We start from the raw sequence: 11,476 nt of genomic DNA, 5'->3' as shown, positions 1-11,476 counted from the left end.
TCGCGATCGGTCGGCCGCCCGGTGGTGCTCTGCCCGCTCGGACCAGACAGCTCTGCCATCGCGTTGCCCCCGCACTGCTCGGCACGAGAGCCGAAAGTACCGAACGCGGCGCAGACACATCAACCCCGTGCGACGCGAGCGGACCTCGCCGCAGCGGCCGGTCAGGGTGGCGTGAGCATGGGGCTGCCGTCGCCGTCGCGCGGCAGTCGCGCCACCATCTCCCGGAACTCCCGTACCGTCATCGCCGACCGCAGGGTGGCGAAGACGGCCCCGGTTCCGGCCTGGGCGGTGGCCGGGTCCACCCCGGCGCGCTCTCCCACCAGCCGCAGGAACTCGGCCGGGCCGGCGTCCGGCGGAGGCGGAACGGCGGTGGCGCCGCCGACATCCAGACCCACGCCGGTGTCGATCGCGTCCATGCCGGGGTCCGAGCCGACGGGCACCACCGGATCCGGGGTCGGCCCGCCGGTCCCGGCCGCATCCGGGGCTGGGCCGCTCAGGTAGCCGCCGACCTCGTCCGGTAGGTGCCCCACCAGGTCGCCGGGCGCGCTGCCGATGACCCGTTCGGCAATGGTCTGGAGTACGGCCCGGGCGAGCACCGCGGCCTGCTCGGCCGGCAGGCCGGACCGGTTGGACACCGCGTCGATGAAGTACGGGAACCCGTCGCCGTCGGTCACGCCCGGGCGGTTACCCCTGGCCGGGCGGGACAAACTGGTGCTAGGTCAGCAGCCCTTCGGCCAGCAGATGGTCAAAGATGATCTGGTCGACCGCCGAGGTGCGGTGCCGGTCGGCGTACCCGAGCCAGGCCATCTCGGCGATCTCGCTCGCCGGCCGAAGCCGGCCCTGGTACCCGGCCCGGTAGCAGGTCATCCGCACTGTGGTGCCGGTCGCGTGGCTGTGCGCCTGAGCGGTGAAGGTGCCCAGGTGCACGGCGTCACGCACGTCGACCTCGACGCTCAACTCCTCGTCGATCTCCCGGCGCAGGGTCTCCAGGTCGGTCTCGCCGGGCTCGCGTTTTCCACCCGGCAGGTACCAGACGTCCTTCCCCTGCGACCTGGTGCTCAGCACCCTGCCGTCCTCGATGAGGATCCAGGCCACCTTGTCGATCTCGCGCACGATGCTCCTTCCGGCCGCTGGGACCGGGCACGCTACCACCCGGAACCCGCGCTCAGTCGGCCAGCAGGTCGAGCAGCAGCGCGGCGGTCCAACTGAACGCCGGTGAGCCGAGCCCGGCACCGGTGTCCGGGTGGAAGTACTCGTGGCAGCCGGCCCCGGCCACCAGCCCGACCATCGAGCGGCGCAGCCCGGCGGCCAACTCCGGATGCCCGTGCGTGAGCAGCCCGCGCCGGATCAGCCAGCCGACGTTGAGCCAGCTCGGCCCGCGCCAATAGCGCAGCGGCTCGAAGTCGGGCGCGGTGCGGTCGTAGGTGGGCAACGGCCGAGCCATCCGCCGGGCCACCCCGAAACGCGCCGAGCGGGCCTCGACGACAAGCGCGTCGACCTGCCGGGTCGGCAGGTCGGGCAGGATCAGCGGTGCCAGCCCGAGCACGGTCCGGGCGCTCAGCAGCCGGTTGGTGCGCAGGTCGCGGGGCTGGAACGTGCCGGTGTCCGGGTCGTACAGCCGTCGTACCAGGGCTTCGGTGATCCGGCTCGCGCGGGCCCGGTGCGGACCGGGGTCGCCGCCGACGAGCGCGGCGATCTCGGCGAGGGCGTGTTCGGCGGCCCCGAAGGCGGCGTTGAACAGCGGGCACTCCACCAGGAACAGGTGACCGGCGGCCAGGTCGCGGTCGGCGTAGCGGTGGTCGCGGTAGGCGGCGACGATCGCCAGGTATCGCGCGTAGTCCAGGTCCGTGGGGCGGTGCGCGGCGTCGGCGTGCGCGGTGTCGTGCCGACGGTACGCGGACATGACGGCCGCCTCGGCCGGCACCGCGGCCATCGGCTCGTCCCAGGCCGGGCTGTTGTCCAACCCGGACTCCCACGGGTGCACGACGCAGACCAGCCCGTCGCCGGCCACGTCCCGCTGCTCGGCCAGGTACCGCTGCTGGGCGACCAGCGCGGGATAGAGCCGGCGCAGCGCGGCCAGGCCGGTGCTGTCAGGGGCCCGCCGGTACGCCAGCAACGCGGCGAGCGCGTGCACCGGGGGTTGGACCAGGCCGGAGGTGGCCACCACCGGTGCTCCGGGCACGTCGGCCGAGCGCCACATCTCCGGCCCGGGGAAGTACGCGCCGACCCGCAGCGTCGGGTTGAACACGATGTGCGGCACCCGGCCGTCGGCCCACTGCGCCCGGAACAGGCTCGCCAGCTCCCGCCAGGCGCGCTCGGGGCGGACCTGGGCCAACCCGATCGCGATGAACGCGGAGTCCCAGCTCCACTGGTGCGGGTAGAGGGTGCGCGAGGGCACCGTGTGGTCGTGTTCCCAGTTGGCGTCGAGCGTGTCGACCGCCAGCTGACGCAGCCCGGTCGGGTCGGCCGGGCCACCGGTGCGTCCGGCGTCGACGCCGGACGACGCGGCGTCCGCGGGCGTACCCACGCTGGGCGGGCCGGGGGCGGCGGTCATGCGGCGGCCCGCCGGGGCAGCGCGTGCCGCAACACGGTGGCGGCCTGCTGCAGGGCGCGGACCGGGTCACCGCGCAGCCGGCACTCGAGGGACAGCCACCCCCGGTAGTCCAGCTCCAGGAGGGTACGCACCAGCGCCGTCCAGTCCAGGTGCCCGGCACCGGGCTGGTACCGGTTGGAGTCGCTGACCTGCACGTGCCCGAGATATGGCGCGGCGGCACGCAGCGCCCGGTGCACGTCGTCCTCCTCGATGTTCATGTGGAAGGTGTCGGCGACCACCCGGACCGACGGCAGGCCGAGGGTGGCGCAGAGCGCCACGGCCTCGTCGAGCCGGTTGACCATGTGGTCCTCGTACCGGTTGAGGGGTTCCAGGAAGACGGTGACCCCCTCGGCCCGGGCGTGCTCGCCCAGCTCGCCGAGGGCGTCGAGGAGCACCTGCCGGTCCCCGTCCGGCGGGCGGGGCGGCTCGAACGGTGGCAGCCGCCGGGAGAACATTCCCCAGGCGGCCGGGGTCATCACCCCGACGCCGCCCAGCTCGGCGATCACCGAGAGCTGGGAGCGCAGGTTGCGGACGGCGTCGGCGGACCGGGCGCTGTCGAAGTCGCCGATGAAGTGGTCCATCTCGACGCAGACGGTGGGCATCACCACCCCGGCGGCGCGAGCCCGGCGCAGCTCGGGCAGCCGGCGAGCGAACGCGAGGTCGCCGCGTCCGCGTAGCTCGATGCCCTGGTAGCCGAGGGCGGCCGCGAGGGCGAACTTCTGGATCAGGTTGGCACCCGGCAGGAGTTGTTCCTGACAGGCCAGCGCGATGGTGGTCATCTAGAACCTCAGCACGACTTGGAGGACGTCACCGGCGCCGCGGTCGAGCAGCGCGAGGGCGTCGGCGACCGCACTGGCGTCGACGACGTGGCTGACCAGTGGCAGCGGGTCGACGCTGCGGTCGGCCACCAGGTCCATGAAGGTCTGCGCGACCCGGTCTCCGCTCCACCGGCCGGCCATGCTCGGCGCGGGGGTGGGCCCGGAGACCTGGGCGGCGACCAACTGGATGCGGTTGTGGTGGAACTCCTCGCCGAGGCCGAGCGCGTCGGCCTGGCCCTGGTAGAAGCCGGCGGCCACGACCCGGCCGGCGTGGGTGGTGGAGCGGATCGCCTCGTGCAGCGCCGGGTACGCGCCGGACAGCTCCAGGCAGACGTCGGCCCCCCGGCCGTCGGTGGCCTGGCGCAGCACAGTGGCGGCGGAGGTGACGGTTGCATCCACTGTGGATTTCGCCCCGTAGCGGGCGGCGTGCGCCAGCCGGGTGGGCACCGGGTCGACGGCCACCACCCGGGCCCCGGAGAGCACGGCGAGCCGGGTGGCGAGCAGCCCGATGACGCCCTGCCCGAAGACACCGACCCAGTCGCCGAGGTGCAGGTCGCCGGCGAGCACGGCGGTCAGCGCGATGGCGCCGGGGCGGGCGAAGACGGCGGCGAGCGGATCCAGCCCGGTGGGGAGCGCCCGGACCGCGTCGGCGGCGAGCACCGCCTCGGCCCGGTGCCCCCAGATGCCCCAGACGAGCTGCCCCGGATGCCGGTCGGTGACCTCCGGGGCGACCTCGATGACCTCGCCGACCTCTTCGTAGCCGAAACCGATCAGCGGGTAGGGCACCGGGGTCTGTCGGGGGACGAACATCCGGGCGGCGTCGTCCCAGTCCTTGCTGAGCCGGGGATTGCTGCCCCGGTAGAGGGTCAGCTCGGTGCCGGCGGAGATGCCCGAGTAGCAGGTGCGGACTCGGACCTGGCCGGGGCCGAGCGGATCCGGCGGGCAGGGCTCAAGGCTGATGCGTCGAGGCCCGGCGAGAGAGACCACCCAGTTGCCCATGTGTCACATCCCGGTAGCACTGGGTTCCAGGATAGCAAGAAATCGCCATATGTCTTGCTATTGATCAATCGAAGGTGTTGGATCCGTCATGTACCCTTCGAGAGGAGTGCCACCGATGTCAGCACCTCCGAGGCGGATACTCGCCACCACCCTGATCATGGCACTGACCACGTCCACCCTGCTGGCCTGCGGCGACGACGAGCCGGACAGCAACAGCAAGAAGATCACCGTCTGGAGCCTGGAGGACGTGGCCGACCGGGTCACCGCCACCAAGGCGATCATCGCGGACTTCACCGCCAGGACCGGGATCCAGGTCGATCTCGTGACCGTCAACGAGGACCAGTTCCCCTCCCTGATCGCCGCAAACGCCGCCGCCGGCGACCTGCCCGACGTGGTCGGGTCCGTCTCCCTCGCCGGCATCCGTACGCTCGCCGGCAACGAGCTGCTGCACGCCTCGGCGAACGCGGAGGTCGTCGACAAGCTGGGCAAGCAGACGTTCTCCCCGCGCGCGCTGGAGTTGACCTCCGACGACGGCAGACAGCTCTCCGTGCCCAGCGACGGGTGGGGGCAGCTGCTGGTCTACCGCAAGGACCTGTTCGCCGCGGCCGGTCTGCCCGCCCCCGACACGTACGAGCGGATCACCGCCGCCGCGGCACGCCTGAACACCGGCGGCGTCGCCGGGATCACCGCCGCGACCGCCCCCAGCGACGTGTTCACCCAGCAGACCTTCGAGCACCTGGCGCTGGCCAACGGCTGTCAGCTCACCGACGACTCCGGCGCGGTCACCCTGGACTCACCCCAGTGCGTCGAGGCGTTCCGCTTCTACGGCGACCTGATCCGCACCAGCTCGACCAAGGGCGCGCAGGACGTGGACACCACCCGGGCCACCTACTTCGCGGGCAAGGCCGCCATGGTGATCTGGTCCCCGTTCATCCTTGACGAGCTGGCCGGGCTGCGTAACGACGCCAAGCCGACCTGCGCGCAGTGCCAGAGCGACCCGGGGTTCCTGGCGAAGAACAGCGGGTTCGTCACCGCGATCAAGGGACCGGACGGCACCGAACCCGCCCAGTACGGCGAGATCAGCTCCTGGGCGGTGCTGGATGGCGCGGTGACCGATCCGGCGAAGTCCTTCGTGGAGTACATGCTCAGTGACGGTTACCCGCGCTGGTTCGGCATGTCCCCCGAGGGCCGCTTCCCGGTCCGCAAGGGCACCCCGGCCGAGCCGGAGGCGTACCTGACCGCCTGGAACACCAGCCAGGCGGGCGTGGACGCGAAGAAGCCCCTCGCCGACGTGTACGGCGACGAGGTGCTGGCCACGTTGCGCCGCAGCCCGGACACCTTCGGGCGGTGGGGGCTCAGTCAGGGGCAGGGCAAGCTGGTCGGCGCGATGCTCGGCGAGCTGCCGGTGCCCAAGGTGCTGGGCGACCTCGTCGCGGGCAAGGCCGAGGCGGCGGCCACCGCCAACCGCGCCAAGAAGGACGTCGACGCCATCAAGGCGGGCGTCAATTGACCACCACAGCGCCCGGCCCCGGCCGCTCCCCCACCCGGGAGCGGCCGGCGCCACCCCGGCGCCGACCCCTGACCCTGCGCCGCCGCGAATCCCGGGCCGGCCTCGCGCTGGTCGCACCGACGGTGCTCGTCACCATCGTGGTCATCGGCATCCCGATCGTGTGGACAGTGGTGCTGGCCTTCCAGCGGGTCCGGCTCGCCACGCTGCGCAAGACCGGCCTGTTCGGCGACTTCACCATGGACAACATCGACCGGGTGCTGCACACCCCCGGCTTCGCCGAGACGCTGTGGGTCACGCTGATCTACAGCATCGGCGGCACCGTCGGGTCGATAGTGCTCGGCCTGGTGGCCGCCCTGGTGGTCCGCCGGCCGTTCCGGGGCCGCACAGTGGTCCGGGCGTCCATGCTGCTGCCGTACGTGGCACCGGTGGTCGCGGCGACGTTCGTCTGGCAGGTGATGCTCGACCCGCAGCTCGGCGTCGTCAACGCGTGGGGGCAACGCCTGCTCGGTTGGGACGCCCCGGTTCCGTTCCTCACCCAGGAGTCGACAGCGCTGGCCGCCGTGATCATCTTCGAGGCGTGGCGGTACTTCCCGTTCGCGTTCCTGTTCCTGCTGGCCCGGCTCCAGGCGGTGCCCGGCGAGTTGGAGGAGGCCGCCCGGGTCGACGGGGCCACCCCCACCCAGCGGTTCCGGCACATCCTGCTGCCGCAGCTCCTGCCGGTGATCGCCCTGCTGGGCGTGCTGCGTTTCATCATGACGTTCAACAAGTTCGACGACGTCTACCTGCTCACCGGCGGTGCGGCCGGCACCGAGGTGGTCAGCGTGCGGGTGTACGAGTTCCTCACCGCCCGTACCGACATCGGGGCCGCCGCCGCGCAGGCCGTCGTGCTGGCCGTGGTGCTCATCGTGTTCGTGCTGATCTATCTGCGCTTCTTCGGACGGAGGGTGAGCTGATGGATCGGGACGTCGTCGAGACGGTGAGCCTGCGGTGGCTGCGCCGCCTGGTGATCGCCGTGTTCCTGGTGATCACCGTCTTCCCCTTCTACTACATGCTGCTGCTCTCGGTACGCCCCATCGAGCGGCTGCTGCTCGACCCCGGCGCGCTGGTGGTCGGCTTCGGTGAGCTGACAGTGGCCACGTACGCCGAGGTGTTGAAGGCCACCGACGACGGCGGCCAGGGTTTCCTCACCTTCATCCGCAACAGCGGGCTGGTCGCCGTCGCGGCGACAGTGCTCACCCTGCTGGTCGCGATCCCCGGCGCGTACGCGGTGGCCCGGCTACGGTTCTTCGGCCGGCGGCAGGTGGACTTCCTGTTCCTGGCGGTCTATCTGTTCCCGTCGATCGTCATCGCGATCCCGCTGTTCGTGGTCTTCACCCGGGCCGGGCTGCGCGGCTCGCTGTTCGGTCTGGTGCTGGTCTACATCTCGCAGACGTTGCCGGTGTCGGTCTACATGCTGAAGAACTACTTCGAGACCATCCCAGTCAGTCTGGAGGAATCCGCAGCCATCGACGGCGCCGGTCGGCTCGGCATCATCCGGCGCGTCAGCCTGCCCCTGGCCATGCCGTCGATCATGGCGGTGGCGCTCTACGACTTCATGATCGCCTGGAACGAGTTCCTCTTCGCGCTGTTGTTCCTGGTCGACAAGCCCAACCGGTGGACGGTGTCGCTGGGGCTGTCCCTGCTCGCCGACGGGGTGGAGGTGCCCAAGACAGTGCTGATGGCCGGGTCGGTGGTGCTCACCGTGCCCATCGTGATCCTGTTCTTCGCCAGCGAACGACTGCTCACCGAAGGGCTGACCAGCGGCGCGGAGAAGGGGTGAGGGACACCCTCGGGCGCTGAGCGGTGTCGCCGCCGTTCAGCGCCCGCTCGGCGTGCTCAGAGGGCGCTGCTGTAGTCGACGTCGGGGTGCAGCACTTCGATGCGGTCGCGGGTGCTGAGCAGCTTCCACAGCAGGTCGGCAAGGTCGACCGGGTCGACAGTGGGGATCTCGACGCCCTGGGGCATGTCGACACCCAGCTCGCCAGCGGTCATCGCCCGGTGTCCGGCGCTGCCCAGGATCATGGCGTTGACCATCAAGGTGCCGACGTAGACACCCTTGCCGGCAACCTCGCCGTGCAGGCTGTGCAGGTAGTTGCGGGCCGCCGCCATCGCCGGTCCGACGCCGCTCATGAAGGGTGCCGGGTTGACCGCCGAAGCGCCCTGCGTGATGAGGATGCCCCCGTCGCCGCGTTCGATCATTGCCGGCAGGACCTGACGCACGATCTCCAGCGGGGTGAGCAGGTACAGGTTCACGAACTCCTGTGCGACCTCCGGCGTCAGCTCCGCCGCCGGGATGAACGGCGCGGTGGTGATCGGGGCGTACTCGACGACGTCGATGCCGCCGTATCGCGCGGTGATCGCGGCGAGCAGTGCGGGCACCTCGGCGGTCCGCGTCAGGTCGGCCGGGAACGCGGCCGTCTCGATGCCGTCGGTCGTCAGCTCGGCGACGAGCCGGTCGAGGGCGTCCGGCCGGCGGCCGACGAGGGCCACCCGGTAGCCCTCGCGGCCGAACCGTCGAGCCACCGAGAGGCCGAGGCCGGTTCCCGCGCCGAAGATTGCAACGGTCTTGGACATGTGTACTCCCCAGGTCGAGTGATAAATTGAGGACTGCCTCAAGTTGACCTGACCGACGCTAGCACCAACTTGAGGGTGCCATCAACTTATGGAGGTCGTCGCGGATGAGGACGGGTGCAACGGGCAAGTCGACGCTGCGGCGCGACGCACGGGAGAACCTCGCAAAGCTCACTAACGCCGCCGTTGAGGTGTTCCGTGCGCACGGTCTCGGCGCGCCGCTGGAGGAGGTGGCCCGCACGGCCGGTGTCAGCACGGGCACCCTCTACAACCGGTTCGGCTCCCGGGAGGCGCTCATCGACGCCGTCGTCCCGATCATCGCGGGCGAGCAGATGGCGATCATCGCTGCCGAGGCCCAGGCCATTCCCGACCCGTGGAGCCGCTTCCGCTTCTACCTGACGAGCCTGCTCGAGCTCCAGGCCACCCTGCCCGCCCTCGACGACATCATGGCGCGGCGGTACCCGGGCTCGGAGCAGTTGGCGCGCCTGTGCGACGACGCCGTCGTGCACGCGTCGTCGTTCCTCGAAGCGGCCCAGGAAGACGGTTCGCTACGCGAGGACTTCGGCCCCGCTGACCTCACCGCGATCTTCCTGGCGAACTCCGGCATCCTGCGGAGCGACCCGAAGGCGGGCGCCGACGCCTGGCGTCGGCACACCGACTTCGTCCTCGACGGTCTTCGGGTGGACCCACGCCGCCGCCCCTGACTCCCACACCGCTCCCCCAGCGGCCCGGTTACGGTGGCCACATGGCCAACCCGACCCGCTGGGCGACCGACACCGGCCCCGAGCACTCACAGTGGTACATCGACCGGTTCCGCAAGCTGGCCGCCGAGGGAGCGGACCTGGCCGGCGAGGCCCGCCTGGTCGACACCCTGGTGGCACCCGGCTCCCGGATCCTCGACGCCGGCAGCGGCACCGGCCGGGTCGGTGCCGCGCTGGCGCAGCGTGGGCACACGGTGGTGGGGGTCGACGCCGACCCGGCGCTGGTGGCGGCGGCCCGCGCCGACTATCCGGGCCCGACGTGGCTGGTCGCCGACCTCGCCGAGCTCGATCTGCCTGCGCTGGGTGAGACGGAGCCGTTCGACGCGGCGGTGCTGGCCGGCAACGTCCTCGCCTTCGTCGCCGTCGGCACCGAACCGGAGGTGCTGCGTCGGGTCGCCGGCCACCTGCGACCCGACGGGGTGCTGACCGTGGGCTTCGGCACCGAACGGGGCTACCCGCTGACCGCGTTCGACGCCGACGCGGTGGCGGCCGGGCTGCGCGTGGAGCACCGCTTCGCCACCTGGGACCTGCGCCCGTGGCGCGACGACGCCCCGTTCGCGGTCACCATCCTGCGCCGCCCGGCCGGCTGAGCACCGCCTGCCGCATATCATTCCGGTGATCAAGAGGTTTGCGTCGGGCTCGCGCCACATTCTGACGCAAACCTCTTGATCGCCGCCGTCATGGCGCACCGCTGGGGGTTTCGGATGGTCAGTCTCCGGCGGCGACGGCTCGGGCGGCGGACGGGTCGAGGGTGGCGCCGGCGGGTACCAGGCTGACCAGCCCGGCCGGCAGCCGCACCGGTCGCACGTCGCGGTAGCCGAGCATCGGCAGCACCTCCCGGTCGGCCAGCACGTACCGTCGACCCAGGTCGGTGACCACGGAGACCGCGCCGCCGGTCGCGCCGGGCGCCGCCGCTGCCTCGACCACCGCGCCGCGGCCCGGCTCCACCACCACGTGGTCGGCCAGCACCGCACCACCGGTCGGCGCGGTGCGCGGCACGGCCGTCAGGTCCCGCAGCGGTACGCCCCAGCGCACCTCACCCACCCCGCCGTCGTCGCCGACGCGGGTGCAGAGCGCGCCGCCGTCGGCGGTTGCGAGCCGGGGCGGGGCCGGCGGCGGGGCGTTCGGACCGGTCGGGGCGAGATCGGACACCGTGGGCAGCGCGGCGAACCGGCCCAACGTCATCGGCACCGGCGCGACCTGCCCGGTGCGGGCCAGCAACAGCCCCGCCTGCAACTCGGTGATACCGGCCAGGCCGGCGTCGAGCGCCACCGCGTACTGCCGGCCACCACCGGAGTTGCTCACCAGGTAGACGGTGCCGATCGCGGCACCCGGCACCCGACGAGCCGGCCGGCCCAGCGCGGGCAGGTCGAGCGGGGCGAGGTCGACGCCGGCAGGCAGCGAGTTGAGCAGTGCCGGCGCCACCGGAACCGCCTGCGCCCGGGTGGTGGCGAGCGCCGCCAGCACCCGGCTGGGATCGCGGACGAGGTACCGCCGCTGGTGCCAGACCAGGTGCAGCCCGCCGTCGGGGTGACGCAGCAGCAGCGCGTCGTCGCCCAGCGGCCGGCCACCGTCGGGTTCGGTGCCGATCAGCAACGCCGAACGGGGCCCCTGGGCGCCCGCGCCGGCCGGGATCGTCGAGCAGACCGTCCACGCCGTGGCGGCCAACCGGCCGGGAGCGGGCAACGAGTCGGGGGCGTCGGCGATGCCCAACGGCAGCCCGCGCGGCACCCCGTCGATCGTGCGCCGGGACACCAGCACGGTCTTCGACCGGTCCGCGCCGACGATGAGCAGCGCCGAGGCGTAGTTGAGCACCGGGTGCAGCTTCTGCGCGCGGTAGACGAACCGGGCGCCGGACTCCTTCTCCACGATCACCGCTCCCGGGTCGCGCCACCCCTTGCCGCCACCGGCGAACAGCCCGTAGAGGGCGAAACCACCGAGCCCGATCGCCGCCACCAGAACGCTGGCCAGGCCGGCACCGGCCAGCCGCCGAAACGGCGACTGCGCGGGATCGGTCTCCCGCATGACCAGGGCGGCGACCGCCCGCTGGACGCTGAACTGGTAGGAGTGCAGCTGGTCCTGCCGCGACGGCATGAGTCCCCTCCGGTGGATCGGCCGGGCACAGGATATGCGCTGCGTCGATGTCCCGTGGACCCTGCGTGGCCGTCGGCGGCGGGGCAACCGG

The 11,476-nt window shown here is 72.1% G+C and carries 12 protein-coding genes; 5 read left to right on the top strand and 7 right to left on the bottom strand.

Features of this window, described 5'->3' with window-relative positions:
- Positions 1 to 161: 161 nt before the first annotated feature.
- Genes QSK15_RS30930 through QSK15_RS30910 form a run of 5 tightly spaced genes read right to left on the bottom strand, consistent with a single transcriptional unit; the run spans position 162 to position 4,410 of the window.
- Entirely contained in the window at positions 162 to 674 is a 513-nt protein-coding gene (locus QSK15_RS30930) for a DUF2267 domain-containing protein (RefSeq protein ID WP_285797572.1), read from the bottom strand.
- Positions 675 to 714: 40 nt separating this feature from the next.
- Positions 715 to 1,113 carry an NUDIX hydrolase gene (locus tag QSK15_RS30925; RefSeq protein WP_279517933.1) on the bottom strand — a complete coding sequence of 133 codons (399 nt, stop codon included), beginning with the start codon at positions 1,111 to 1,113 and terminating at the stop codon, positions 715 to 717.
- Between the two features lie 52 nt (positions 1,114 to 1,165).
- Positions 1,166 to 2,554, bottom strand: a complete 1,389-nt coding sequence (locus QSK15_RS30920; RefSeq protein WP_285797571.1) for an MGH1-like glycoside hydrolase domain-containing protein — start codon at positions 2,552 to 2,554, stop codon at positions 1,166 to 1,168.
- Positions 2,551 to 3,372 carry a sugar phosphate isomerase/epimerase family protein gene (locus tag QSK15_RS30915; RefSeq protein ID WP_285797570.1) on the bottom strand — a complete coding sequence of 274 codons (822 nt, stop codon included), beginning with the start codon at positions 3,370 to 3,372 and terminating at the stop codon, positions 2,551 to 2,553. Before QSK15_RS30915 ends, QSK15_RS30920 begins: the two co-directional genes overlap by 4 nt.
- Complete coding sequence (locus QSK15_RS30910; RefSeq protein ID WP_285797569.1) at positions 3,373 to 4,410, bottom strand: zinc-dependent alcohol dehydrogenase; 1,038 nt, start codon at positions 4,408 to 4,410, stop codon at positions 3,373 to 3,375.
- A 115-nt stretch (positions 4,411 to 4,525) separates the two neighbouring features.
- Between QSK15_RS30910 and QSK15_RS30905 the strand changes: the two genes are divergently transcribed.
- The 3 genes from QSK15_RS30905 to QSK15_RS30895 are packed head-to-tail and all read left to right on the top strand — an operon-like array spanning position 4,526 to position 7,739.
- Positions 4,526 to 5,920 carry an ABC transporter substrate-binding protein gene (locus tag QSK15_RS30905; RefSeq protein ID WP_285797568.1) on the top strand — a complete coding sequence of 465 codons (1,395 nt, stop codon included), beginning with the start codon at positions 4,526 to 4,528 and terminating at the stop codon, positions 5,918 to 5,920.
- On the top strand, positions 5,917 to 6,873 hold the full coding sequence (locus QSK15_RS30900) for a carbohydrate ABC transporter permease (protein ID WP_285797567.1): 957 nt from the start codon (positions 5,917 to 5,919) through the stop codon (positions 6,871 to 6,873). Before QSK15_RS30905 ends, QSK15_RS30900 begins: the two co-directional genes overlap by 4 nt.
- Entirely contained in the window at positions 6,873 to 7,739 is an 867-nt protein-coding gene (locus tag QSK15_RS30895; RefSeq protein ID WP_030336367.1) for a carbohydrate ABC transporter permease, read from the top strand. The genes QSK15_RS30900 and QSK15_RS30895 overlap by 1 nt, the downstream gene beginning before the upstream one ends.
- Positions 7,740 to 7,795: 56 nt before the next feature.
- On the opposite strand, the gene QSK15_RS30890 is transcribed toward QSK15_RS30895, so the two are convergent.
- Positions 7,796 to 8,533, bottom strand: a complete 738-nt coding sequence (locus QSK15_RS30890; protein ID WP_285797566.1) for an SDR family NAD(P)-dependent oxidoreductase — start codon at positions 8,531 to 8,533, stop codon at positions 7,796 to 7,798.
- A 104-nt stretch (positions 8,534 to 8,637) separates the two neighbouring features.
- On the opposite strand from QSK15_RS30890, the gene QSK15_RS30885 reads away from it, so the two are divergent.
- Together QSK15_RS30885 and QSK15_RS30880 are read left to right on the top strand one after the other, a co-directional pair.
- Positions 8,638 to 9,234, top strand: a complete 597-nt coding sequence (locus QSK15_RS30885) for a TetR/AcrR family transcriptional regulator (protein ID WP_285797565.1) — start codon at positions 8,638 to 8,640, stop codon at positions 9,232 to 9,234.
- 41 nt (positions 9,235 to 9,275) lie between these two features.
- On the top strand, positions 9,276 to 9,881 hold the full coding sequence (locus QSK15_RS30880; RefSeq protein WP_285797564.1) for a class I SAM-dependent methyltransferase: 606 nt from the start codon (positions 9,276 to 9,278) through the stop codon (positions 9,879 to 9,881).
- 118 nt (positions 9,882 to 9,999) lie between these two features.
- Here QSK15_RS30880 and eccB read toward each other — a convergent pair whose 3' ends face one another.
- Complete coding sequence (gene eccB / locus QSK15_RS30875) at positions 10,000 to 11,385, bottom strand: type VII secretion protein EccB (RefSeq protein WP_285797563.1); 1,386 nt, start codon at positions 11,383 to 11,385, stop codon at positions 10,000 to 10,002.
- Positions 11,386 to 11,476: the final 91 nt, after the last annotated feature.

The sequence above is a fragment of the Micromonospora sp. NBRC 107095 genome (assembly GCF_030269705.1).
In the GTDB taxonomy this organism is placed as follows: Bacteria; Actinomycetota; Actinomycetes; order Mycobacteriales; family Micromonosporaceae; genus Micromonospora; species Micromonospora parva.
The sequence above is the reverse complement of the archived record's forward strand: the minus strand, read 5'-3'. Positions and strand labels throughout refer to the sequence as shown.

What these genes read in the sequence shown, in the direction of transcription:
- eccB (WP_285797563.1), bottom strand. Translation starts at nt 11,385, where the DNA reads ATGCCGTCGCGGCAGGACCAGCTGCACTCCTACCAGTTCAGCGTCCAG.
- QSK15_RS30915 (WP_285797570.1), bottom strand. Translation starts at nt 3,372, where the DNA reads ATGACCACCATCGCGCTGGCCTGTCAGGAACAACTCCTGCCGGGTGCC.
- QSK15_RS30890 (WP_285797566.1), bottom strand. Translation starts at nt 8,533, where the DNA reads ATGTCCAAGACCGTTGCAATCTTCGGCGCGGGAACCGGCCTCGGCCTC.
- QSK15_RS30885 (WP_285797565.1), top strand. Translation starts at nt 8,638, where the DNA reads ATGAGGACGGGTGCAACGGGCAAGTCGACGCTGCGGCGCGACGCACGG.
- QSK15_RS30895 (WP_030336367.1), top strand. Translation starts at nt 6,873, where the DNA reads ATGGATCGGGACGTCGTCGAGACGGTGAGCCTGCGGTGGCTGCGCCGC.
- QSK15_RS30905 (WP_285797568.1), top strand. Translation starts at nt 4,526, where the DNA reads ATGTCAGCACCTCCGAGGCGGATACTCGCCACCACCCTGATCATGGCA.
- QSK15_RS30880 (WP_285797564.1), top strand. Translation starts at nt 9,276, where the DNA reads ATGGCCAACCCGACCCGCTGGGCGACCGACACCGGCCCCGAGCACTCA.
- QSK15_RS30910 (WP_285797569.1), bottom strand. Translation starts at nt 4,410, where the DNA reads ATGGGCAACTGGGTGGTCTCTCTCGCCGGGCCTCGACGCATCAGCCTT.
- QSK15_RS30920 (WP_285797571.1), bottom strand. Translation starts at nt 2,554, where the DNA reads ATGACCGCCGCCCCCGGCCCGCCCAGCGTGGGTACGCCCGCGGACGCC.